This is a genomic window from Streptomyces cyaneofuscatus, from assembly GCF_033109485.1.
Taxonomy (GTDB): domain Bacteria; phylum Actinomycetota; class Actinomycetes; order Streptomycetales; family Streptomycetaceae; genus Streptomyces; species Streptomyces cyaneofuscatus.
Window position 1 is genome coordinate 486,734 of sequence record NZ_CP137002.1, and the last position, 23,179, is coordinate 509,912.

Genomic DNA, 23,179 nt, shown 5'->3' on the forward strand with positions numbered 1-23,179 from the left:
GGGACCCTCGGCTCCGAACGGCGCCGCTGACTGCGGCAACGACGCATCTGGGCCGCTCTCGTTCATCCCGATGGCGCCACACGGGGGTCGGTGGACCCGTACGGCCTCCTCCCGTCGCCGAGCGGAGGACAGCCCAGGCCGGGAACCCCACCGCACCCCTCTCCCCGTCAGTCCGACCACTCGAAGGACCGCAGGTACCCGTCATGCAGCACCCCCTCGACGACACATGGACCGGCCTGATCGACGACCGGTACGCGCTGCGCCGGATGATCGGCCGCGGCGGCATGGGCGAGGTCTGGTCGGCCGACGACCTGGTTCTGCGCCGCGCGGTCGCCGTGAAGCTGCTGCACACGCAGCTCACCCTCGACGAAGTCGCCCAGAGCCGCTTCCAGCGCGAGGTCCGCGCGGCCGCCTCCCTCAACCATCCGCGCGTCGCGGCCGTTTACGACGCCGGCCGACTCCCGACAGTGCCTCCGCGTCCCTACCTGGTCATGGAATACGTCTCCGGACACACCGCAGCCGAACGGCTGAGGTCGGCCCCGCCCTCGACGCAGGAAGCGGTCGACTGGGTCGCAGGAACGCTGGAGGCACTCACCTGCGCACACGCGGCCGGGCTGGTCCACCGGGACGTCAAGCCGGCCAACGTCATGATCACCGCCGACGGGCTGGTCAAGGTCATGGACTTCGGGATCGCCCACATCTCCGACGGACACGACAAGGGGGTGACCAGGACGGGCAGCGCGGTCGGCACCGCCGCCTACATGTCCCCCGAGCAGGCACAAGGCCGACCCGTCGATGCCCGCTCCGACCTCTACTCGACCGGCTGCATGCTCTACGAGCTCCTCACCGGCCGCCAGCCCTTCAGCGGGGACAGCCCGTTCGCCATCGCCTACCAGCACATGTGCGCAGACCCGCAGGCCCCGAGGGACCTCGGGGTGCAACTGCCCCCGCACGTCCAGGCGGTGCTCACCCGAGCCATGGCCAAGAACCCCGACGACCGATTCGCCGACGCGACGGCCATGCATAAGGCTTTGGTCGCCCATCGAAGTCACGGCTTCGCGCCTCCTCAGGACACCACGCTCCTGGAAGCGCCGACCTTCCCGGAGGAACCGGCGACAACGGTGCTCAGGACTTCCAAGGAGTCCCGCGGTCCGCAGCGGACGGCCCTGGCAGCGTTGGCTCTTCTCGGCGCAGGCGCAGTCACCGCTGCCGTCCTCACCACGGCTCCGGACGCGACGCACGCCATCGGTCCCGGCCCGATGAGTCCGCGCGCGTCGACGGAGCCCACGACGCCAGCCGTCGCCGTCCCCGGAAACCTGGTCGGGAAGACCCTCGCACAAGCCAGAGCAGACCTGGCCGAGCTGGGCCTGAACATCGCGCTCACTCCGCGCTCCAGTGGCGTCGACGCCAGCATCGTCACGGCAACCATTCCGTCTGCCGGGACGCGGTTGAGCCGCGGCGACACCGTTCTCCTCGCCACCCGGACCGATCGCCATGCTCGCGACGCTTTCCTGACGGGCGATCACATTCCATGAAAACCAACGCAACAGAAGCGCGGCACAGGGCTGAGAGGTCTCCGGAAGGGCAGAGCATGAACGGACCGAAGAACAGCCGGGCGATGCGGCGCACGCGTCGCCGGAACGGATTGATCGCGGTCGCTCTGGCACTGCTCATCAGCGCCGGCGGCGGCGAGATGTGGGCCACACAGTACGCGCAGAACCGCATCGCCGACTCGGTTCGGCGGGGCATGGGCCTCGACTCCGATCCCCAGGTACATGTGAACGGCCTTCCCGTGTCACTGCAGCTGGCCCGGAAGAAGATCACTGAGGCGGACATCGACGCCGCGCAGGTTCCGGCCACCGTGAACGGCCGGGTCCTGATCATTCAGGACCTCGCCGTCCATCTGCGAGGAGTCCGGCAAGAGCAGAGCGGACGGGAACGGGCCGACGAGGCGGAGGTCACGGCGACCATCGCGTACGAGGACCTCTCGGCCTTCTACGGGGTCGCCGTCGACCGAGGGCACGGCGACGACCGATTGAAGGTGACCACCCGGGTCCCGCTGCTCGGACAGGTCTCGGCCTCCACACGCGTCGGCATCGCCGGCCCGAGAGCCATCGGAGTCGACGACGTCCGGCTCTCCGAGAATGTGCCTCCTGCCGCACGCACCCTGCTGGAGAGCAGCTTGGAGCGCACAGCCCCGCTCGACAACCTGCCCGAAGGGCTCGCGATCCGGTCCGTGACCGTCACCGACAACGGAATCGTTGCCCTCTTGTCCGGGAGTGATGTCGACCTGCAACCGCGCACCGCCTAGAAGCCGGCCCCGGCCGCGGTCAAGGCGGCAAGTCGAGCAGACCTGGCTCGGCGGTGAGGGGTTGTTCGGTCCAGATGGTCTTTCCGCTCCGGGTGTAGCGGCTGCCCCAACGGGTGGTGAGCTGGGCGATGAGGAACAGGCCTCGGCCCCCTTCGTCGGACCAACGGGCCCGGCGCAGCCGTGGCTGGGTGTTGCTGGGGTCGTTGACCTCGCAGACCAGCACGTCTCCCCGGATGAGGCGCAGGCCGATGGGGCCGCCCGCGTACCGGACGGCGTTGGTGACGAGTTCGCTGACGACCAGTTCGGTGGTGAAGGACAGCTCGTCCAGCCCCCACGCGGCCAGTTGCCCGGCCGCCGCCTTGCGGGCGGCGGCGGCGACGGACACGTCCGCGGGGAATTCCCAGGTCTCGGTGTCCTCCGGAGCGACGGCACGCGTGCGCGCCAGGAGCAGGGCCATGTCGTCGCGGGCCGGAGCATCGCCCAGGCTCCGGAGCAGCTCGTGTCCCACGTCGTCCAGATCACGGCCGGGGCCGCCGGACCGCGCGAGACGGTCGGTCAGCCGCCGCAGGCCGGCGTCGGGATCGTGGTCGTCCCGGTAGATGACGCCTTTGGTGTACACCGCGATGACGCTGCCGGACTCCAGGTCGAACGTGGTGGCCTCGAACGGCATCCCGCCCACACCGAGCAGCGGTCCTGGCGAGACCTCGACGGATTCGACGGTGCCGTCGGGCCGGATCACGACGGGCGGCGGGTGTCCGGCGCTGGCCAGGGTGCACTGGCAGGTGACGGGGTCGTAGACCGCGTACAGGCAACTGGCCCCGACGGTGTCCCCTTGGTGGGGTGCCTCGCCCTGGAGCTGCTGGACGAGGTCGTCGAGATGGGTGAGGAGTTCGTCCGGGTCCAGTTCCAGGTCGGCCAGGGTGTCGACGGCCGTGCGTAGCCGGCCCATGGTGGCGGTGGCGGGCAGACCGTGTCCCATGACGTCGCCCGCGACGAGGGCGACGCGGAAGGACGGGAGGGGTATGACGTCGTACCAGTCACCGCCGATCTCCGCCCCGCCTCCCGCGGGCACGTAGAACCCCACGGTCTCCGCCGCGCGAGTGTCGGTGGTGGCCGCGGGGAGCAGGCGCTGCTGCAGGGCGACGGCCGCCCGGTGCTCGCGCGTGTAACGGCGGGCGTTGTCCACGCCGAGTGCGGCCCGCGACGCCATCTCCGTCAGCAGGTCGGCGTCCTCCTGGTCGAAAGGGCCGGGTCGGCGGGTGCGCCAGACGACCACGGTGCCGAGGACGAGGCCACGGGCGAACAGCGGAGCCGCGATCGCCGAGTGGCCGTGCTCGGGGACGAACAGCGGAGCCAGCTCCGAGTACCCCTCGGCCGCGGCGATCACGCTGTCCCGGTCGGGCAGCAGGACGGTCTCCCCTTGCCCGATCCTCCGTAGGAGTGCGTGGTTCGGCAGTGCGGGCGAGAGTGCGCCTGCGGCCGGGAGACCGGTGGGCCAGCCCGCACCCGGTGGGGCCACGCCTGTCCGGCGCAGGTTCCACTGCCCCGGGCCGGACATCTTCGGGGGCTCGTCCCCGTCGAGTACGGCCTCGGACAAGGCAACCCAGGCCACGTCACCGAGGGCCGGAACGAGAACGTCCGCCAGCTCCTGCGCGGTGCGTGCCACGTCCAGCGTGGCACCGATGCCCGCACCGGCCCTGGTCAGCAATTCCCGTTGCCGCTCGGCCCGGTAGCCGTCCGTGATGTCGACGTACGCCTGGCACATGCCGAGGAGGCGGTCGGCCGGATCGGTCAGCCGGAACGTGGACAGCGACCACATCCGCTCGCCCTCCGGACCGGACGGGGGGCTCCCGCGTACCGGAAGCCCGAGGACGGACTCGCCGGTTTCCCGCACCTGCCGCAGAACCCGGTCGATCACTCCGGAGTCGACGTGGAGGGCGTCAGCGCCGGCGTGCCGGCCGATGAGCCGGTTTCCGGGACGGTCGAGGACCCGCTCCGCCGCTCCGTTCAGCAACCGGTACCGCGACTCGCCGTCAAGGAGGGTGATGGGGGCGGGGTACTGCTCGAAGAGAGCCCGCATCATCGCCCGGTCGACGCCCTCCCGCTCGATCAGCCCAGCGTCCCCCGCGGAGACCGACCATCCCGCCCGGCCCACCCGGTCCGTGAGCGGACGCACGCGCAGCGCGACCCTCACCTCGTGCCCGTCACGGTGACGCAGGGCGAGAACGCCGTCCCAGCTCCGACCATCGTCGGACCGGTCACGACCGGCCAGCGCCGCTTCGCGGTCTCCGCGCGTGGTCAGCAGCTCCGCCGCCGGTGTGCCGCAGACTTCCCCGGCCGGGTGTCCGAGAAGGGCCTCCGCCTCCGCACTCCACCATCGGACGGTGCCCGTCCGGTCCACCCAAGCGGTGGCGGGATAGAGCTCCGGCGACGGTCCTGCCTCTCCGGCGCCGGCCCCCTGGGCGTTCACGGGTCCACTCATCGGCATCAGCCCGTTTCTGGCCTAGCCCCCTTGCCATCATAAGAGAAGTGGACATTCCGTACGTATTGGATGCTCGTGAGGGTCGTGGCGCTCACCCCGGCGGTCCGCCAGCCGCTACCGGATCCCAGAGGCCGCTCGCCAGGAGAGTCAGCAAAAGGTCAGCGTCGATCCTTCAGCGGACCCGCCCGCGCGGTTTCAGCGGGGTGGCGGGCAGCTCCGGGGCGGGCAGGCGGGCGCCGTCGTAGCCCTTCACCTCGCCGAACCGCGAGCCCTCCTCCCAGTCTTTTCGCGCCTGTGCGATCTCCTCACCGGATCGGGCGATGAAGTTCCAGAACATCACGATCTCCTCCTCGAACGGCTCGCCGCCCAGGAGCATCAGCCCGGCGTCGGAGAGGGCGCGCAGGGGCAGTTCCGTGCGGCCGCAGCCGAGGTAGAGCATCGAGCCGGGCAGCACGGGTACGCCGTCGACCTCGGCCTCTCCCGACATCGACAGGACCGCGTACTCGAAGTCCGGGTCCAGTGGGAGGCGGGCCTCTGCGCCCTCGGCCAGGGTGAGGTCGGCGCCGACGATCGGGGTGTAGGTGGTGCCGGGTGAGGCCGCGCCGTCCAGTTCGCCGAGGATCACGGTGGCGGTGAGGCCGGGGGCGGTCACAGTGGGGAGGTCAGTGTGGTGCTGGAAGTGCGGCTCCACGTGGCGGTGGGCGTCGGGGAGCGCCGCCCAGAGCTGGGCGCCGTGGAGGAACCGGGCGTGCGGCTTCGGGCTCTCCTCGGAGTGGCTGATGGCGCGGCCCGAGGTCATGAGGCCCAGCTCGCGGGGGCGCACCGTCTGCAGACTGCCCAGACTGTCCCGGTGCAGGACCTCGCCGTCGTGGAGCCAGCTGACGGTCTGGAGCCCCATGTGCGGGTGGGGCGGCACCTGCATACCGGGTTCGTCCGCGATGTCGTCCGGCCCGTAGTGGTCGACGAACGCCCACGCCCCCACCATGCGGCGGCCCAGGTTGGGCAGCAGGCGGCGCACCTCGGTGGACTCGCCGAGCGGTACCCGGCGGGGGGTGAGGAGTTCACGGACCGGCTCGGCGACGACGAAGCCGCGCCCTCCGCAGACGGAGGGAGTGGCCTGGCGATCGAGATTGCTCATGGCGCTCAACCTATTCCCGTACGAGCGTGGAGCGTCGGCACCCACGCCAAAGATTTAGTGGAATGTTCAACCAGTATGCGGTGTTGTCACGGCTGAACGGATGGCGGGACGGGAGCTCGGCGGCTCGGCCCCGAGCGGGTGGCCCGCACGATGACGAGGAGGACGCGTGAACGAGACCTACTACGAGTTCGGCACGGCCGCCGACCGGTGGGACCGGGCGCAGATGTTCTTCGAGGCCAAGGAGTACCTCACGGCCGCCCGGATCCTGGGCGGGCTCGTCGAGGAGGCGCCGGAGCAGGTCGCTCCGCGGCTGCTGCTGGCCCGGTCCTTCTACCACTCCGCCCGGCTCGGCCGGGCCGAGGAGGAGCTGCGCGCGGTCCTGGAGCTCGACCCGGTCGAGAGCTACGCGCGCCTCATGCTCGGCCGGACGCTGGAGCGCCAGGGACGGCAGGCCGAGGCGGCGACGCAGCTGCGGATGGCCGCCGCGTTCGAGGGCGACTTCGGGCCGTGGGAGGGCTGACTCCCACCCGTACGACAGCAGGGCCGCACCGGACCGGTGCGGCCCTGTCCTCCTTTACCAGCCGGTACGAGCAGCCGATAATGAGCTTTCCGGGACGAAGGGGCGGGGGATGCGCAGATCCAGGGATGCGGAGTTAGGCCGGGCGCGGGTGGCCGCGCTCATCGCATCGGCGGCGGTGGCCGTGTCCGGCTGCTCCGGGGGCGGCCAGGAGGGGGCCGGGGGCCCGGGGAAGCCCGCCGCCCGCGCACCAGGGGTGCACAGCTGGACCGGCAGCCCGTGCGCACTGCTCGCGGACACGCCGCTCGCCCGGGGGTTCACCGTCGGCTCGACCACCGATTCCGCCGACCCCGACGCCCGGGAGGACATCGGCGAGAACGGCGCCCGCCCCCGCTACCGGCAGACGGGCTGCCTGGCCGATCTCACGGGCCCGGACGGGGCGTTGTGGAGGCTCAGCACGACCGCCGCCGTGTACGAGGACGTCGGGGCCGCCCACCACGCGTACCGCGTCAAGGAGGACCTCGACCGGGCGCACGGGCGTGGGCCGCAGCGGGTGCACGACGCCGCGTACGCGAAACCGGCCGACGACCAGGGGCGCCCCGGCCGCACGCTCCTCCTGTGGAACGGCGACCTCCTGCTCTCGGTGACCGCGTACGCCCCGTACGGGAGCAAGGAACACGAGGTGCGCGACGACATCGGGAGCATCGTCGAGAACACCGCCCGCCTCATGGAGGACGGGCTGCGCGATCGTGACGCCCCCTCCCCCACGGCATCCTGACGGACGGGCGCTCCCAGTCCTCCGGGCCGGTGCGGACGGGCGGGCGCCGTCAGCCCTCCGGGCCGGCGTTCGCCACCCGGTCGAGCCACTCCTTCATCAGCGCCGCCTCCGCGGTGCTGAGCCCCGACCCCTGCGCCTGGCGCAGCAGTGCGCTCAACCGGGCCGCGGCCGAGGGGACTTCGGCCTCCTCCCCCGCACCCGTCCCCGGGTCCGGGTCGGGATCGGAGTCCGGGGTGAGGATAGAGGCGTGTACGGCGTCCCGCACCCGGCGGGAGAGGCCGGGGTCGTCGAAGGTGGCGGGGCGGGCGACCAGCATCAGCGCCACCCCCACAGTGGCCGACATGACCATCTGGGCGGCGAGCTCGGGCGCGACCCGTATCCGGCCCTGGGCGGCGGCCCGTTCCAGGTCCCGGGTCAGGATGCGGTGCGACTCCAGGGCAGCGGCGGGCGGCGTCCGCATCGCCGGTGAGTTCATCAGGCGGTAGAGGTTCGGGTTGCGGACGGCGAACTCGACGTGGCTGTCCCAGCCGCGGCGCAGGTCCTCCACGGGGTCCGCGCTCGCCTCGCGCTCTCGTTTCGTCGCGAGATACTGCTCGAAGCCGTGGTCGACGACGGCCGACAGGAGGCCTTCCTTGTCCCCGAAGTGGCGGTAGAGGGCGGGGGCCCCGACCTGGGCCGCCTCGCACACGGCGCGCGTGGAGATGTCACCGTCGGGCGAGTCACCGACCAGTTGGGCGGCGACCTGGAGGATGCGGGTCCGTGTGCTCGTGGTGCTGCTCATCGGACGGACGCTATCAAGGCGGGACACGGCGCTCAGACGATGCCGCCGTTGGCCCGCAGGACCTGGCCGTTGACCCAGCGGGCGGGACCGGCGAGGAAGGAGACCACCTCGGCTATGTCCTGCGGGGCCCCGAGGCGCTCCAGCGGCGGCTGGGCGGCCATCCGCGCGACGGTCTCCTCGTCCTTGCCGTCCAGGAAGAGGGCGGTGGCGGTCGGCCCGGGGGCGACGGCGTTGACCGTGATGTCCCGGCCACGCAGCTCACGGGCGAGGATCAGGGTCATCGCCTCGACGGCCCCCTTGGTGGCGGCGTAGGCGGTGTATCCGGGCAGGGCGAGCGCCAGCACGGAGCTGGAGAAGTTGATGACGGCCCCGCCGGCCCGGACCCGGCGCGCGGCCTGCTGGTCGACGACGAAGGTGCCGCGGATGTTGGTGCGGATCATCCGGTCGAGCGCGTCGAGGTCCAGCTCGGCCAGCGGCGCGAGAGCCATCACTCCGGCGGCGTGCACGACCACGTCGACGCCTCCGTACGCCTCCTCCGCGGCGTCGAAGAGCCCGGCGACAGCCGTCTCGTCGGCCACATCCGCCCGGTGGGCGATCGCCTCGCCGCCCGCGGCCGTGATGGCGGCGACGGCCGCTTCCGCCTCGTCCTTGCTACCCGCGTAGGTGACGACGACCGCGAGGCCGTCGGCGGCGAGCCGCTCGGCGCTCTCCCGGCCGATGCCCCGGGATCCTCCGGTGACCACGGCCACGCGGCGAGGGGCGTCGGCGGTGGGCACGGACTGGTTCTGTTCGGTCATGACATCGCTCCTGGCGACAGGGGTCGCGGCGGTTCCGTGAAACCCGACAACATCAACGCTAACATCGATACGTTAGCAACGCTACCAACTCCCTGGAGACGACCGGGAACGACCAAAAAAGACAGAACCCGCCGGTTGCACCCCGGCGGGTTCTGTACGGAGCGCGGGCGGTCAGCCCACGGGCGTCGCCACGCGGCGCGCGTCGGCACCGTTCCCGGAGACCAGCAGCCGCTCGGTGAGATAGCCGAAGATCAGGCCGAACCCGGCCCAGAAGGTGGTCTGGACGGCGAGCGTGGAGAGCCGGAACTTCCACAGCAGGCTGGCCGGGAAGTCCTTGCCGACCTCGTCGAACGAGGGCAGGAAGGCGTAGGCGAGGCCGACCGCCAGGATGAAGCCGGCGGCGGCCACGATGGTGGCGTTCCAGTTGCCCAGGGCCGGTGCGAGCCGCTTGCCGATGATCACGGCGGCGACGGCCAGCAGCAGGCTGAGCGCGACCATCAGGAAGAACAGGGTGGTGCGCTTCCCAATGGTGTCGGGGTTGCCGACGGCCGGCGGGTTCGCCGGGTACTTCAGGAACGGCACCACGTAGACGGTGAGGAGGGCCGCTCCCGCGATCAGCGCGGCGGTGGCACGCGGGCCGAAGTTGCCGATGCGGCCCAGCGCGTACGCGTACACGAGGGCGGCGATGCCGCCCACCGCGACGCCGAAGACCAGGAGTGCGGTGGCGAGGCCGCCGGTCGCCTGCATGGTGCGGCTGACCAGTTCCTCTTCCTCGCCGCCGCCACCGTGCGCGGCGTGGCTGTGGGCCTCTTCGATGGCGATGGCGGCGTCCACCTGGGACTCGCCGAGGAAGTACGCGACGGCGAGCGCCAGCGCACCCGCGATCACGCCCGCGATCATGCCGCGCACGAGCAGAGCTCTGACAGATATGGAGTTCACGAGACTTTCCCTGTTTCCCTTGTTCCTTCGCTGAACCGGATGGAGCGGGTGGCTCAGTGGCAGGGGAAACCGAGCAGGTGACGGCCGTCGTGGACCCATTCATGGACGCCTTCGCCCGAGATGAGGGCGGTGGCGCCCTGCTCGGCGCCGACGAAGTACAGCAGTACGAGCGCCAGGATGCCGACGAAGACCGCCCAGGGAGCGAGAGCCTTGGCCGAGATCGGAACGATGGCGGGTGCCCCGGTTGCGGGAGCGGCGGACTGCGCCATGGCGGAACCTCCTGTGGGAACACGCGTCCCTGTCGTGGTACATCCGACGAAGGTGCTGGGTCTGACTTCCCGCACAGGTACGGGTACACAGTGGCGCGACCGTGCCGGATTCTCACCGGGCTTCCGTCACACCGTCGTCATGGTCGACGTGACCATACCGCCTGTACGCAGGCACCGCCATGGTGCAATCTGCGGAGCTTCGGGCCCCGAATCGCCTGCCGGTCACGGGCGTTGAGGCCGTCACGGAACGACTTGAGGCAGGAACATGACAGTACGGGTGATGTTGGTCTCACCGGCGATGAACGCGGCGCTGCGGGAGGCCCGTTTCGACGGCGATGCCCCGCTGGACCGGGCCGGGGAGCGGAGCGCGCGGGCGGCGGCCGCCGCCGTGCCGAGGTCGGGCGCGGTTCTCAGCGGGCCTTCCGAGCGGTGCCTCGGGACCGCCGCCGCCCTCGGTCTCGCCGCCCGTGCCGAACCGGCGCTCACCGGCTGGAATCTCGGACGCTGGAGCGGCCGCCGCCTCGACGAGGTGGGCGCCGCCGAACCCGACGCGGTGGCCGCCTGGATCGGCGACCCGTCGGCGGCTCCGCACGGCGGCGAGTCACTGCGGGCGCTGGTGGAGCGGGTGGGCGGCTGGCTGGACGGAGTCCTCGGCGCCGAGGAGGGGGGCGTCCTCGCGGTCGTCGAGCCCGCCGTCGTACGGGCCGCCGTCGTGCACGCTCTGGCCCTGCCGGTGGAGGCGTTCTGGCGGCTCGACGTCGCGCCCCTGGTCCTGACGGAGCTCAGCGGCCGGTCGGGCCGGTGGAACGTCCGGCTGGGACGGCCGCTCGCCGCGGCTGAGGGGCCCTGAGCCGCTCCTCAGGAATCCCGCCAGTCGGGCCGTAGCAGCACGGCCGTGGCCACGATGCCGTCCTCCACACGCCACTTGCCGTCCAGCACCGGCGGCAGGGCCGGATCGGTGCGCAGCAGCCGGGCGGTGAACGTGCCCAACGCCGCCCCATCGCCGTCCCGGTGGAAGGTCAGGTCCGCCTCGTCGAAGTCCAGCTCGGTCAGGGTGAGCGGGTACCAGGTCTTGAAGACGCTCTCCTTGGCGCTGAACAGCAGCCGGTCCCAGTGGATCGCGCCGACCTCGCCCGCCTCCCCGCCCGGCGGCCCGGCGAACCGTTCGCGCTCCGAGCGGCGCACCACCAACTCCCCCACGCCTTCCGGCAGCGGAGCGTGCGGTTCGGCGTCGACGCCGAGCGAGAGCACGTCCGCCTCGCGCGCCAGCGCCGCGGCCCGGTACCCGTCGCAGTGCGTGAGGCTGCCGACGATGCCCTCGGGCCACTGGGGCATGCCGCGCTTGCCGTGGAGTACGGCGACGGGTTCCAGCCCGAGCCGGCCCATGGCCCGCCGCGCACAGGCCCGCGCGGTCGCGAAGTCGTTGCGGCGTTTGGGCACGCTCCGGGCGACCAGCGCCTCCTCCTCGGGGAACAGGGTTCCGTCCGGCACGCTCTCCTCGCGCGTCGCGGCGCAGGAGACGTACGCGGGCAGCAGACTCTCGATCACCGGGAGCCTCCGGAGGTGGCGGTGCCGGTACGGGCGGGGGGCTCGGACTCCGCCTCGTACGGGAGGATCTGGCGCAGGAGACCGCGCGGGTGGCCCCGTTCGCGCCACTCCCTCGGGTAGCCGATGGAGACCTCCTCGAAGCGCACGTCGTCGTACCAGGTCGTACGGGGGATGTGGAGGTGCCCGTAGACGACGGCCGCGACGTTGAACCGGCGGTGCCAGTCGGCGGTGAGCTCGGTGCCGCACCACTGGGCGAACTCCGGGTACCACATCACCGACGTGGGTTCGCGGACCAGCGGCCAGTGCCCGGCGAGGACGAGCGGGATCTCCGGGTCGTGGGCGGCGAGCCTGCGCTCCGTCTCCGCGACCCGGGCCCGGCACCAGTCGTCGCGGGTCGGGTACGGGTCGGGGTGGAGGAGGTACTCGTCATTGCAGACGATGCCGGACTCGTGGGCGACAGCCAGCGACTCCTCCTTCGTGTGCGTCCCCGGGGCGCGGAAGGTGTAGTCGTACAGGAGGAACAGCGGCGCGATCGCCACCGGTCCCTCGGGGCCCGGCCACAGCGGGAACGGGTCCTCGGGGGTGATCACGCCGAGCTCGCGGCAGAGGTCGACGAGGTGCTCGTACCGGGCCTGGCCGCGCAGTTGTACCGGATCCTTGTCCAGGGTCCACAGTTCGTGGTTGCCGGGCGTCCATATGACCTGGGCGAAACGCTCCGCGAGGAGGCTCAGTGCCCACCGGATGTCGTCGGGGCGCTCCGCCACGTCGCCCGCGACGATGAGCCAGTCCGCGTCGGACGTGGGGTGGAGGGACTCCACGATGGGCCGGTTGTCGGTGACCGCCGCGTGGAGGTCGCTCACGGCCAGCAGACGGCCGGTCCCGCGCGGGGCGGGAGCGCCGCCGGGCGACGGAACGGCTGAAGGGGCACCGGTCGGTGCGGGATCGCTCGGAGCGGTCATGTGCGCTGGTTCCCCGTTCTGTCGGCCGTCGTCCGGCTCCGTCCGCAGAGGGTGCGGAGCCGCTGGAAAGGTAGCCTCTCATGAGCCTCCGACAGCCGCCCCGGGGTTCCCGCGCAAGTCCGTCGGTCCGTTCGCCCGGCGCCACGGCGGAGTCGTCGACAGGTCAGCGGCGCTCCTGTGCACGGCCGTTGTTCAGTTCCTCCACCGCCCCGAGCGCGTCCCCGACGGTCGTGTAGTCGACCGCGACGAAGTTCACCGGACTGTCACGCTCAGCCTCGCAGGTCCGGGCCCGCTCCAGCAGCCAGTCACGCGAGTTGATCCGGCCCGCGTCCAGCCTGCTGCCGCCGCCGTTGGTGACGAAGTGGTTGAGGAGGAAGAGGCGTTTGCCGGTGCCGCCCCGGTTCGGTGCGCAGCTCATCTCGTCGGGGCTGCGGAAGGCGAACGGGGTCTCCATCCCGTACCGGTAGAAGTTGCGGTACCAGGGCGCCGGGCCGTCCGCCTTCTCGGCGAACACCACCAGCCGTCGGCCGCTGTCGATCATCTCCTCCAGCGTGGGCCACGGCTCGTCGGGGTCCTCGGACGGGGTGTGGAGCAGGTCGTCGAGGCCCGCCCGGCGGAAGGCCTCCGCGGTCTCCTCGGCGCCGATGTCGTCCTGGACGATGAGCGTCACGATCTCGGACGGGTGGGCGCGGAGCCAGTCGCCGATGTCCTTCAAGGTGGGTGTCAGTTCGATCGCGCCGGCCCGGCAGACGCTGTGGCAGAGCCAGAGGCCCTCGCGCGGCGGGTTGGCCTTGTCGATCGCGGCCGAGATGAGCCGACGCTGCTCGGGCGTGAACTCGGGGTTGTCGAGCCGGGCGGCGACGTCCTGCGGGCTCTCCCAGTGGTACGTGTCCAGTTGCAGCGCCCGGACCCCGGTGTCGAGCTGGGTCGTGATGTCGGGGTCCTGGAGGGGGCCGATGAACCGGTCGGCGGTGGTGGACATGGCGTTGTGGGCGGTGAGGTGGGCGACCTCGTCGTACCGCAGGTCGCAGAGTTCGGCGCTGCCCTGGCAGCGGCGGGGCGCGGACGGGGCGAGTACGGGCGGGACGAGTAGCGCGCCCGCCAGCGCCGCGCAGGTCACGCCCGCGGCCACGCCCCGTACGGCGGTGGGTGCCGGGAGCGTGCGCGGGCGCACCAGGAAGGCCCAGCCCGTGGCGGTGAGGAGGGCACCGCCGACGAGGGCGGTGAGGGCGGCGGTCAGTCCGGTGGCCACCGCCTGGTCCACGGCGTTGCGCTGGAGGTCCTCGACGAGGGCGCTGACGCTCGGCGGCCAGGAGGCCGGGATGGTGAGGAACCGGCCGCCGGTGACCCACCGGGTCAGCAGGACGGCCGTCGCCGCGAGGATCCCGCCGCAGGCGACCGCCTGTCCCAGCGCCATCAGCCGCCGGGCGGAGGCGCGGGGGCCGGTGGCCCAGAGAGCGGCGAGGGAGGTCAGGGCGAGGGCGGTGGCGAGGATCTGGAGGTACGTCAGCCACCGCACCCGCTCGCGCGCCTGCTCCAGGGCGTCGAGGTCGTTGCCCGCCGCCGTCAGGGCCGCGGTGAGGTCCCACGTACCCCCTTGGAGCGTGGTGCGCAGGTCGGCGGCGGCGGTCCGTGACCCGTCGGCGAGTGCGGCGGACGCGGTCGTCGCCAGGGCCGTCGATACGTCGCCCCTGCCCAGGGCCACTTCCACATCGGGGCGCAGCTCCGTCCGGTCCCGCTCGGGCACCAGGGTCAGCAGGGCGTCGGTGGCGCGGGCCGCCTGGTCGTCGGTGAGCGGCAGGGCGGGGAGCGCGGGCGCGCGGCCCTCCCTGAGCGCTTCGAGCGCCCCGGTGAGGTCGTCGGTGAACCGGGCGAAGTCCGGTTCCTCCTGGTCCTGGAGTCCGGCCACCAGGTCGCCGAAGTAGATCCGGGCGAGTTCGGCCAGGTTCCGCAGCACCGGGTCGATGTCCACGTTCAGCCGCAGCTCGTCGGTGTCGCCGCGCAGGTAGTCGGTGAGGGCGTGGATCTGCTGGTCGGTCAGGGAGCGGACGGTCTCCGGCGGCAGGACGACCTTGATGTTGGAGGTCACGAGCGCCTCCGGCACGGGCAGGTGGGCGAGGAGGTCGCGGGTGACCGGGGCGATCGCCGGGTCGACGAGCACCTCGCTGTAGAGGCGGTCGTACGCCGACTCCTCGTCCAGGACCGACCGGTAGTACCCCGGCGACAGGACGGTGGCGCGGACCGTCGAGGTGAGTGCCACCGTCAGCACGCTCAGCGCGGCCAGTACGAACGCCACCACACGCACCGCCCGCCGGGCCCGGCCCGGGGACATGGGGCCGGGTTCCGGGGGAAGCGGGTACTCCAGCGGTGCGGCGATCACTCACTCAGCCTATGCGGATTATCGACTTTTATGCATGAATGATGAGATTCATGCAGTGAGGAGCTCCGCCGTGCACTCCGTCCACCTGGCCGTGCTGATGACGAGTCACAACAGGCGCGCGCGGACCCTGTCGGCGCTCAGCGCCCTGGAGAGCCAGCAGGGCCTTCCGGCCCACGCCACGCTGGGCGTGCACCTGGTGGACGCGGGCTCCACCGACGGCACTCCGGAGGCCGTCCGCCTCCGCCATCCGTCCGTCGAGGTCATGTCGGTGGGCGCGGACGTCCCCCGTAACCAGGCGATGCGCATCGCCAGCCGCAACAGCCGCAGCGGCGGGGGCGGAGGCGGTTCGCACCGCGGCAGACCGGGCGGCCCGAGCCACCGATGGACGCACCAGCTGTGGCTGGACGACGGGGTCGACCTGTACCCGGACGCCCTCGCCCAGCTCATGGCCGCCGCGGACGTGGTCGGGGCCGGGGCGGTCGTCGTCGGGGCGGTCCGGGGCGCGGACGGAACCACGGTGTACTCGGGGCGGCGGGGCCGGTCCCTGGTGCTCGTGGAGCCCGGCGGGGAACGGCCGGAGCCGTGCGACACGTACGACGGCCGGGTGGTGCTGCTCTCGCGGGCCGCGTACGACCGGGTCGGGGACCTCGACAAGGTCTTCCGCCACCGGATGGGCGACTACGACCACGGGTTCCGCGCCCGCCGGGCCGGGGTGCCCGCGTTCGTCGCCCCGTGGCCCGTCGGCGGGTGCGCGGAGGGGCCGGACGTCCCCGGCTCCAGGGAGCCGGGGATCGGGGTGCGGGAGGCGCTGCGCCGGGTGACCTCCGTGACCGAGCTGCCGCCGCGCCAGTGGTGGGTGTACTGCCTGCGCCACACCTGGCCGTGGGCGCCGTTCCTGATGGTGTCCCCGTACGCGCGGACAGCGGCCCGGGCGACGGTCGGGCGGTGGCGGGGGTGAGGAGTGGGGGCTGCGGCCCTCGGGGTCAGCTCCGGTCGGCGGTGACGCCGACGGCGGGGCGGCCGGTGGGCGGCGGGGGCACGGTGGGGCGGCCTGCCGGGGTCCTGGCCGGCTCGGCGGCTGCCGGGGCGGTGCCGGCCGGGGCGGGTGGCGTGGACGGGGCGGCCGGTACCGGGGTGCCGGGGGCCGGGCGGCGGGTGCCGGTCCTGGGCGGAGCCACGTACGCCGGGATCCTCAGCAGGGCGAGGACGGCCAGGGCACTGCCGACCGGCGGTACGAGGGCGAGCGCGGGGTGCAGCACCCCCGCGTACACCAGCGCGCCGATCGACACCGCCACGCCCGCCCACAGGCCGAGGACGACGGCCGTCCCGGGCACGGTGACGCGGATCCGGCGCAGGCGGTGCGTGATGTGGTCGCCGCCGTCCTGGAGCAGGGGGCGCGAGGCGCGGCGGCGGGAGGCCAGGACGAGGGCCGTGTCGGCGAGGGCGACGGTCGCGAGGACGGGCAGCGCGGCCCAGGCGGCGCGCTCCGGCGGTGCCGCCGCGTGGATCAGCGCGCCGGAGGAGGCGAGGACGAAGCCGGTGAAGAGAGAGGCGGAGGCGCCGGGGCGGAGGCGCGCGGGGTGCCAGTTGTGGAGCAGGAAGCCGATGAGCCCGGCGAGCAGGGCGGCGGTCAGCAGGGCGGGCCCGGACCGGCCGTCGAGCGCCGCGCAGGCGAGCAGCCCGGCGGCGGTGACGGCGCCGACGGTCGCCAGGGCCCCGTCGGAGGTGTCGAGCAGGGCGAAGGCATGGGTGACGAGGACGATCCAGATCACGGCCAGGACGCCCGCCACCGGCGACAGACCGGCCAGGCACACGGCGAGCGTGGCGGCGGCCGTCTGGACCGCCATCCGCAGGGGGACGCCGAGCGGCCGCACGTCGTGGACGAGCCCCAGGGCAGCGACGATCCCGGCTCCGGCGAGCAGTCCGGTGACGGCCCGTCCCCCGTCGCCCGCCGCTCCGAGTCCCGAGCCGGCGGCGGCCGCCGCACCGACGCCGATGACGACCGTCGCGCCGCCCAGTCTGCGCACCACCCCGGCACGCGAGGGGCGTGCGCCCGGCTCACGGCCGATGCCGGAGCGGAGCGCCGTACGGCGGACGCCCTTGGCGAGTACGACCGTGATGAACAGCGCGGCCACAGCGGAGGCGATGATCCCAAGCACGTTCACCTGCCCTGCCTTTCCTCGTTCGTGAACAGCGGCGCGCGGGGCGCCGGGCGACCGGTGGAACACGGCGGCCCGGCGCTCGTCCGGCTGCGGTGTCGGGGGACGTAGGACGCCAGTCGAGTGGCGGTTCTCCCCAACCTACGGGGCCGATGTCCCTATTCACCCCGAATAACACGAAAAAGGCGTTGATTCCCAGATCTGGTGGTCGAGCCGAGAGGGCGGAGGGCTGGAGCCCCCGTCCCCGCCCCGCGTCTCAGGCGGGCAGGGCCTCCCTGGTGTCCCGGCCGTCCACGTACGTCGTCACGACCTCGATGTCCCCGATCCGCGCGGGGTCCACCCGGTGCGGGTCGTCGCCGAGGACCACCAAGTCGGCACGCTTGCCCGGGGAGAGGGTGCCCGCCGTGTCGTCCCAGCGGCAGGCGTGGGCGCCGGCGACCGTGTAGGCGCGTACGGCCTCCGCGACGCCGATCGTCTCGTCCCCGCCGATGATCCGGCCGGAGACGGAGGCCCGTTCGGCCATGAACTGGATCGCCCGCAGCGGGGAACCGTCGGTGACGGGCCGGTCGGAGGAGCCGACGAGCGTGACACCGTGGTCCAGGAACCCCCGACCCCGGTACATCCAGCCGGCCCGCCGCTCCCCCATCACCGTCGCGTAGTCGTCGCCGAAGTACCGCAGGAAGTTGGGCTGGACCACCGCGCTCACGCCGAGCGCGGCGAACCGGGGCAGCTGGTCGGGGCGGATGAGTCCGGCGTGCTCGATGCGGTGGCGGGCGTCGGGCCGGGGCTTGAGCTTCTGGGCGCTTTCCAGGGCGTCCAGGGCGAGGTCGGCGGCGCGGTCCCCGATGGCGTGGACGGCGAGCTGCCAGCCGGCGAGGTGGCCGTCGATGATGAGGCGGGTGAGCCGGTCGGGGTCGTCCTGGAGCCGGCCGGTGTCGTGCGTCCCCTCGTACGGGGAGGTGAGCGCGGCCGTGCGCGCCATCATGCCGCCGTCGGTGTAGATCTTCAGGGCGCCGAGGGAGAGCCAGTCGTCGCCGAATCCGGTGCGCAGCCCGAGGTCCAGGGCCTCGGTGAAGCCGTCGTCGGGGTGGGCCGCGCGGGTACGGAGGGTGTCTCCGGAGGCCATGAGCTGAACGCGCAGGGGCAGTCGGCCCCGGTCGCGGAGGAGTTGGTAGGCGCCGAGTTCGACGGGGCTGTGCCCCAGCAGCCCGCCGCCGACGCCGGCCTCGGCGCAGGCGGTGATCCCCTCGGTGAGGCAGGCGCGGGCGGCGTGTTCGATCGCGTCGGCGAGCTCCTCCTGGGAGTACGGGAGCCGCAGCCGTCGGGCGGCGGTCATGGCGCTCTCGGCGAGGAAGCCCTCCTCGTGCTCCACCTCGGCCGGCAGCAGATCCAGGACGGCGGTGTTGACGACGCAGGCGTGTCCGGAGTCGTGCATCAGGAGGATCTTGCGGCCGTGGCTGACCCGGTCCAGTTCGGCGGCGGTCAGATGGCGGCCCAGGGCCCGCTGGTCGTAACCGGCGATATCCAGCCAGGCGCCGGGGGGTGCGGGCCGGCGGGCGGCCTCGTCCACGACGGCGAGGATGTCCTCGATCCGCGTGCACGGGGCGATGCTCGGCGTACGGGCCTTGAACCCGGCCCAGGCCAGGTGGACATGGCTGTCGATGAAGCCGGGCAGCACGGTGGCGCCCTGGAGGTCGACCACCTCGCGGGCCGGGAGGGCGGTCACCGCCTCGTCCACGCCGACGATCCGGCCCCGCCAGATACCGAGGTCGCGGGCGACGGGGTGGTGCGCGTCGAGCGTGAGGATGCGGGCGTTCGTCAGCCTCGTACAGAGCATGGGAGGTCCCTCCCCGTCGCGGTCGGACCCACGGCGCACGGCCGGAGAGCGGGCCGGGCCAAGCTAACCCGCACGGCCTCACCTGTCGATGTCAGGGGGTGATTCCGGCCGACCTGATCATCTCAACCCCACTATGAATCATGGGCCGTTGTGCTCTTAGGTAAGCCTTGCTTTACTGATTTGCCGGTCATCGCTCTTCCAAGGAGGCACCTCCATGCGGGTCGTCATGTTCGGTTACCAGACCTGGGGGCACCGCACCCTGCAAGCGCTGCTGGACTCCGAGCACGACGTGGTGACGGTGGTGACGCACCCGAAGAGCGAGCACGCCTACGAGAAGATCTGGAGCGACTCGGTGGCCGATCTGGCGGAGAAGCACGGGATCCCCGTGATCATCCGCAACCGGCCGGACGATGAACTGGTGGAGCGCCTCAAGGAGGTGGCCCCGGACATCATCGTCGCCAACAACTGGCGGACGTGGATGCCGCCGGAGATCTACAACCTGCCGGTCCACGGCACGCTGAACATCCACGACTCCCTGCTGCCCGCCTACGCGGGTTTCTCGCCGCTGATCTGGGCGCTCATCAACGGCGAGCCGGAAGTCGGCGTCACGGCCCATCTGATGGACGAGGAGCTGGACGCGGGCGACATCGTCATCCAGCGTTCGGTGACCGTCGGTCCGACGGACACCACCACCGACCTCTTCCACCGTACGGTCGACCTCATCGCCCCGGTCACCACCGAGGCGCTGGGCCTGATCGCCTCGGGGCAGACCGAGTTCACCCGGCAGGACCGGTCGAAGGCCAGCTTCTTCCACAAGCGGGCCGAGGAGGACATCCGTATCGACTGGAACTGGCCGGCCGAGGACCTGGAGCGTCTGATCCGCGCCCAGTCCGCTCCGTACCCGAGCGCCTTCACCTTCCACAAGGGGCAGCGGCTCGAAGTCCTCTCCGCTGTCGTGTCCGAGGGCCGCTACGGCGGCACCCCGGGCCGGATCTTCTACCGCGAGGGCGACGGCGTCGTGATCGTCGCCGGAGCCGACGCCCGAACCGGCCGCAACCACGGTCTGGCCATCACCCGCGTACGGACCGGGGACGGCCGCGAACTTCCCGCGACCGAGTACTTCACCTCGATGGGCGGCTATCTCACCGGCCGCCCCTGACGATCGGGACCCTCACCCATGCGTACCGCACGTGCCCGGCACTACCTCATGTGCCGGCCCACCTACTTCGACGTGGTCTACTCCATCAACCCGTGGATGGACCCGAAGAAGCCTGTCGACACTCCGCTGGCCATCGCCCAGTGGGAGCGACTGCGCGAGGTCTACCTGAGCCTCGGGCACACCGTCGACACCATCGAACCCGTCCGCGGGCTCCCCGACATGGTCTTCGCCGCCAACGGTGCCACGGTCGTCGACGGGCGAGCCCTCGTGGCCCGCTTCCGTGACGCCGAGCGGATCGCCGAGGGTCCGGCGTACCACGACTGGCTGCGCGACAACGGCTTCCCCGACCTGCGCACCGCGAGCGTCGTCAACGAAGGGGAGGGCGACTACCTGCTCGTGGGTGATCTCCTGCTCGCCGGTACGGGGTTCCGCAGCGATCCCCGCTCCCACGACGAGGCCCAGGAGTTCTTCGGCCGCCCGGTGATCGGGCTGACCCTGGTGGACCCCGACTACTACCACCTGGACACGGCCCTCACCGTGCTGGACGAGAAGACGATCGCCTACTACCCGGGGGCCTTCTCCCCCGGCAGCCTCGCGGTCCTGCGACGCCTCTTCCCGGACGCCGTGCTCGCCTCGGCCGAGGACGCGGCGGTGTTCGGGCTGAACGCCACGTCGGACGGGCTGAACGTGGTGCTGCCGCAGAACGCCACGGGTCTCGCGGAGCAGCTCCGTGACCGCGGCTTCCGCCCGGTCGGTGTGGACCTCTCCGAGCTCCTCAAGGCGGGCGGCAGCGTGAAGTGCTGCACGCTGGAGCTCCGGCCGGCACGCTGATCCACCGCTCCCGATGCCCCCGCCCGGGTCGACGACCTGGGCGGGGGCGCCGTGGTCCCGGCGGCTCGGCCTGCCTGTGGACGACCCGCCCGGTGACGACCGCTCAGGTAGCATCGACCGCGCCGGACATGCGCCGTGGGGGGAGCGGAGATGGTCGCGAAGTACGTCGTCTCACCGCGCGGCGGTCGCGGCGTCCACGCCGACATCACCTCCGCGCTCCTGGCGGCGGCCCGGCGGGGCCGGGCGGCGCTGATCGAGATCGCGCCCGGCCGGTACGAGGAAGCCCTCACCGTACGGGGAGAGGTCCGGCTCGTCGCGGCGGGGGCGCCCGGCTCGGTGGTGGTGGGCCAGGCGCGCGGGACCGCCCTCGACGCGTACGGAACGGTCGGTGTCGACGGCCTCGTCCTGACCGGCCGCGACGCCGACACCGTCGCCTGCCATGCGGGGACGCTCACCCTCGACCGGGTCGAGATCCGCGCGTACAACGGGGTCGGCGTGCACGCCGGGCCCAACACCTCACTCACGCTGCGGGACAGCGTGGTGCTGCACGGCCGGGCCCTCTTCAGCGGGGCCCGCGGGCTCGTGGAGCGGTGCCGGTTCACCGATGCCACCGACAACGCGATCGCCGTGATCGAAGGCGCCGACGTCACGGTCCGGGACAGCCGTGTCGAGGGCAGCCGCATCCACGGCGTACGCGTCAGTGGTGCGCGGGCCGAGGTCACCGGGTGCAAGCTGACCGGCACCGGTCTCGCGGCCGTCGTCGCGGACACGCAGGCGGAGCTCAGGGTGGCCGGCTGCGCCGTCGAGGCCGTGCACGCCGAGGGGATCTGGTTCATGGAGCAGTCCAGGGGCTCCGTGGACAGCACCAGCGTCACCGACGCCCAGCACGGGATCGCGGTCACGACCGGCGCCGACCCGGTGGTGCGCGGATGCACCTTCGCCCGGTGCCGGGACACCGGAATCAACGTCGGGTCCGCGGGCCGCGGCCGGTTCGAGGAGTGCACGGTCCTCGACGCGGGGAACGCCGCTGTGCTCTCCACGGAGGGCGGCTCTCCGGAGGTCGACGGCTGCCGCGTCTCGGGCGGCAATGTGGGGATCGCCGTCACCGAAGCGGCCAGAGGCCGTTTCAGCCGCGTCGCGATCGAGGACCTGACGAGCGTCGCCCTGCGGGTCAAGGACGGGAGCACCGCCGTCTTCGAGCACGTCCGGGTCGAACGCTGCCCCTCGCACGTGCAGACCTTGGGGAACGCCGGCACCACGGCCGACATCACCGACGCGGTGTTCCGGGACTTCGACCTGTCCGCCGTCGAGGTCCTGGGCCAGTCGCGGGTCAGGCTCACCGACGTGTCCGCCGAGCGGGGGACGCTGGGCTTCGGCGTGGGTGAGGAGGCTCAACTGTTCGTGCGGGACTGCACGATCGAGGCGGTGAGCAGGTGGGGGGTGAGCGCCTTCGGCAAGGGCAGGCTCGTCGCGAGGAACCTCACCGTGTCCGGCGCCGGCACCGCCGGGCTCAGCGGCAGTGGTTCCGCCTATCTGGACGTCACGGACAGCGAGTTCACCGACTGCGCGGTCGTGGGGGTGAGCCTGCGGGACCGGTGCGGCGGACGGCTGGTGGGCTGCACCGTGGCGGGAGAGGGGGGTGACGCCGCGCGGCACAACGGACTGGTGGAGCTGGTCTCCCTCCGTACGTCGCTGCCGGTGGTGGAGAGCGCGGAGCCGGCCGAACCGCCCCCGACCATCATCAACAACTTCAACGCGCCGGTGTTCAACGACGAGGTCCACGGCGTCCAGCTGGCGTGGAACAACACGACGGCCATCCAGCAGCAGACCGGAGAGGGCGGTACCCCCGCATGAACGACCCGCGGAACGTGCACAACCACGAGGGGCCGGTGTTCAACGAGGCTGTCTCCGGTGCCCAGTTCGCCTGGAACAACCAGTCCGTCACGCAGAACCAGCAGAACAACAGCACGGTCGCCCCGGGGTTCGAGGCGCTCGCCGCACTGGTCGACGACCTGCTCCAGCAGTTGCCCCGGGCTGGCCTCGCCGACCGCGACCGTGAGGACGTGGAGGCGGCGGCCGACGAGGTCCGCGCGACGATCAGCGGGCCGGGCACCCCGGAGGAGGGCCGGGTCCGCCGCGCGCTGGCCATGCTCAAGGGGGTGCTGGCACCGGTCGCGACCGGAGTGGCGGCCGGTACGGCGGCGGGGGCGCAGCAGTGGGCGCAGACGGCGATCGAGGGGCTGACCCGTATCGTCTGACCGCCTCGGCCCACGGCGTCACGGTTGGCCGCCGCT

21 protein-coding genes are annotated in these 23,179 nt (G+C 72.4%); 10 read left to right on the forward strand and 11 right to left on the reverse strand.

Annotation, left to right across the window (positions count from 1 at the left end; translation table 11 throughout):
• Window positions 1-203: 203 nt before the first annotated feature.
• Window positions 204-1,535 (forward strand): protein kinase domain-containing protein, encoded by a 1,332-nt coding sequence (locus R2B67_RS01970; protein ID WP_317816072.1) that lies wholly within the window; start codon window positions 204-206, stop codon window positions 1,533-1,535.
• The gene (locus R2B67_RS01975; RefSeq protein WP_317816073.1) at window positions 1,532-2,311 is read left to right on the forward strand and encodes an LmeA family phospholipid-binding protein; all 780 of its coding nucleotides are present in this window, start codon (window positions 1,532-1,534) and stop codon (window positions 2,309-2,311) included. The genes R2B67_RS01970 and R2B67_RS01975 overlap by 4 nt, the downstream gene beginning before the upstream one ends.
• A gap of 19 nt (window positions 2,312-2,330) precedes the next feature.
• On the opposite strand, the gene R2B67_RS01980 is transcribed toward R2B67_RS01975, so the two are convergent.
• Window positions 2,331-4,781, reverse strand: coding sequence for a SpoIIE family protein phosphatase (locus R2B67_RS01980; RefSeq protein ID WP_398867859.1), 2,451 nt, complete (start codon window positions 4,779-4,781; stop codon window positions 2,331-2,333).
• A 184-nt stretch (window positions 4,782-4,965) separates the two neighbouring features.
• On the reverse strand, window positions 4,966-5,931 hold the full coding sequence (locus tag R2B67_RS01985; protein WP_317816074.1) for a pirin family protein: 966 nt from the start codon (window positions 5,929-5,931) through the stop codon (window positions 4,966-4,968).
• 166 nt (window positions 5,932-6,097) lie between these two features.
• Between R2B67_RS01985 and R2B67_RS01990 the strand changes: the two genes are divergently transcribed.
• Together R2B67_RS01990 and R2B67_RS01995 are read left to right on the forward strand one after the other, a co-directional pair.
• Window positions 6,098-6,451, forward strand: a complete 354-nt coding sequence (locus R2B67_RS01990; protein ID WP_317816075.1) for a tetratricopeptide repeat protein — start codon at window positions 6,098-6,100, stop codon at window positions 6,449-6,451.
• 109 nt (window positions 6,452-6,560) lie between these two features.
• Window positions 6,561-7,226 (forward strand): hypothetical protein, encoded by a 666-nt coding sequence (locus tag R2B67_RS01995; protein ID WP_317816076.1) that lies wholly within the window; start codon window positions 6,561-6,563, stop codon window positions 7,224-7,226.
• A 49-nt stretch (window positions 7,227-7,275) separates the two neighbouring features.
• Here R2B67_RS01995 and R2B67_RS02000 read toward each other — a convergent pair whose 3' ends face one another.
• The 4 genes from R2B67_RS02000 to R2B67_RS02015 all read right to left on the reverse strand — a co-directional run bounded on the left by R2B67_RS02000 (window position 7,276) and on the right by R2B67_RS02015 (window position 10,012).
• Window positions 7,276-8,007: a TetR/AcrR family transcriptional regulator gene (locus R2B67_RS02000; protein WP_317816077.1), complete on the reverse strand. Its 732-nt coding sequence runs from the start codon at window positions 8,005-8,007 to the stop codon at window positions 7,276-7,278.
• Window positions 8,008-8,039: 32 nt separating this feature from the next.
• Window positions 8,040-8,804 carry an SDR family oxidoreductase gene (locus R2B67_RS02005; RefSeq protein ID WP_317816078.1) on the reverse strand — a complete coding sequence of 255 codons (765 nt, stop codon included), beginning with the start codon at window positions 8,802-8,804 and terminating at the stop codon, window positions 8,040-8,042.
• Window positions 8,805-8,975: 171 nt separating this feature from the next.
• The gene (locus tag R2B67_RS02010) at window positions 8,976-9,743 is read right to left on the reverse strand and encodes a CbtA family protein (RefSeq protein WP_317816079.1); all 768 of its coding nucleotides are present in this window, start codon (window positions 9,741-9,743) and stop codon (window positions 8,976-8,978) included.
• A gap of 53 nt (window positions 9,744-9,796) precedes the next feature.
• Complete coding sequence (locus R2B67_RS02015; RefSeq protein WP_018513014.1) at window positions 9,797-10,012, reverse strand: CbtB domain-containing protein; 216 nt, start codon at window positions 10,010-10,012, stop codon at window positions 9,797-9,799.
• Window positions 10,013-10,277: 265 nt separating this feature from the next.
• Here R2B67_RS02015 and R2B67_RS02020 point away from each other — a divergent pair, with 265 nt between their 5' ends.
• Window positions 10,278-10,862 carry a histidine phosphatase family protein gene (locus R2B67_RS02020; RefSeq protein ID WP_317816080.1) on the forward strand — a complete coding sequence of 195 codons (585 nt, stop codon included), beginning with the start codon at window positions 10,278-10,280 and terminating at the stop codon, window positions 10,860-10,862.
• Window positions 10,863-10,870: 8 nt separating this feature from the next.
• Here R2B67_RS02020 and R2B67_RS02025 read toward each other — a convergent pair whose 3' ends face one another.
• The 3 genes from R2B67_RS02025 to R2B67_RS02035 all read right to left on the reverse strand — a co-directional run bounded on the left by R2B67_RS02025 (window position 10,871) and on the right by R2B67_RS02035 (window position 14,851).
• Window positions 10,871-11,560 carry a 4'-phosphopantetheinyl transferase family protein gene (locus tag R2B67_RS02025; protein WP_317816081.1) on the reverse strand — a complete coding sequence of 230 codons (690 nt, stop codon included), beginning with the start codon at window positions 11,558-11,560 and terminating at the stop codon, window positions 10,871-10,873.
• Window positions 11,557-12,519 (reverse strand): metallophosphoesterase family protein, encoded by a 963-nt coding sequence (locus tag R2B67_RS02030; protein ID WP_317816082.1) that lies wholly within the window; start codon window positions 12,517-12,519, stop codon window positions 11,557-11,559. Before R2B67_RS02030 ends, R2B67_RS02025 begins: the two co-directional genes overlap by 4 nt.
• Before the next feature lie 163 nt (window positions 12,520-12,682).
• A complete protein-coding gene (locus R2B67_RS02035; protein WP_317824761.1) occupies window positions 12,683-14,851 on the reverse strand; it encodes a PI-PLC domain-containing protein in 2,169 nt (722 codons plus the stop codon).
• A gap of 118 nt (window positions 14,852-14,969) precedes the next feature.
• On the opposite strand from R2B67_RS02035, the gene R2B67_RS02040 reads away from it, so the two are divergent.
• Entirely contained in the window at window positions 14,970-15,857 is an 888-nt protein-coding gene (locus tag R2B67_RS02040) for a glycosyltransferase family 2 protein (protein WP_317816083.1), read from the forward strand.
• Between the two features lie 25 nt (window positions 15,858-15,882).
• Here R2B67_RS02040 and R2B67_RS02045 read toward each other — a convergent pair whose 3' ends face one another.
• Window positions 15,883-17,064, reverse strand: a complete 1,182-nt coding sequence (locus R2B67_RS02045; protein WP_317816084.1) for an MraY family glycosyltransferase — start codon at window positions 17,062-17,064, stop codon at window positions 15,883-15,885.
• Between the two features lie 250 nt (window positions 17,065-17,314).
• Window positions 17,315-18,895, reverse strand: a complete 1,581-nt coding sequence (locus tag R2B67_RS02050) for an amidohydrolase (protein ID WP_317816085.1) — start codon at window positions 18,893-18,895, stop codon at window positions 17,315-17,317.
• Between the two features lie 214 nt (window positions 18,896-19,109).
• Between R2B67_RS02050 and R2B67_RS02055 the strand changes: the two genes are divergently transcribed.
• From R2B67_RS02055 to R2B67_RS02070, 4 genes are all read left to right on the forward strand, one after another.
• On the forward strand, window positions 19,110-20,054 hold the full coding sequence (locus tag R2B67_RS02055) for a methionyl-tRNA formyltransferase (protein WP_018513022.1): 945 nt from the start codon (window positions 19,110-19,112) through the stop codon (window positions 20,052-20,054).
• 18 nt (window positions 20,055-20,072) lie between these two features.
• A complete protein-coding gene (gene ddaH / locus R2B67_RS02060; RefSeq protein ID WP_317816086.1) occupies window positions 20,073-20,885 on the forward strand; it encodes a dimethylargininase in 813 nt (270 codons plus the stop codon).
• Window positions 20,886-21,035: 150 nt separating this feature from the next.
• Entirely contained in the window at window positions 21,036-22,739 is a 1,704-nt protein-coding gene (locus tag R2B67_RS02065; protein WP_317816087.1) for a right-handed parallel beta-helix repeat-containing protein, read from the forward strand.
• Window positions 22,736-23,143, forward strand: coding sequence for a hypothetical protein (locus R2B67_RS02070; RefSeq protein ID WP_317816088.1), 408 nt, complete (start codon window positions 22,736-22,738; stop codon window positions 23,141-23,143). The genes R2B67_RS02065 and R2B67_RS02070 overlap by 4 nt, the downstream gene beginning before the upstream one ends.
• Window positions 23,144-23,179 lie beyond the last annotated feature (36 nt).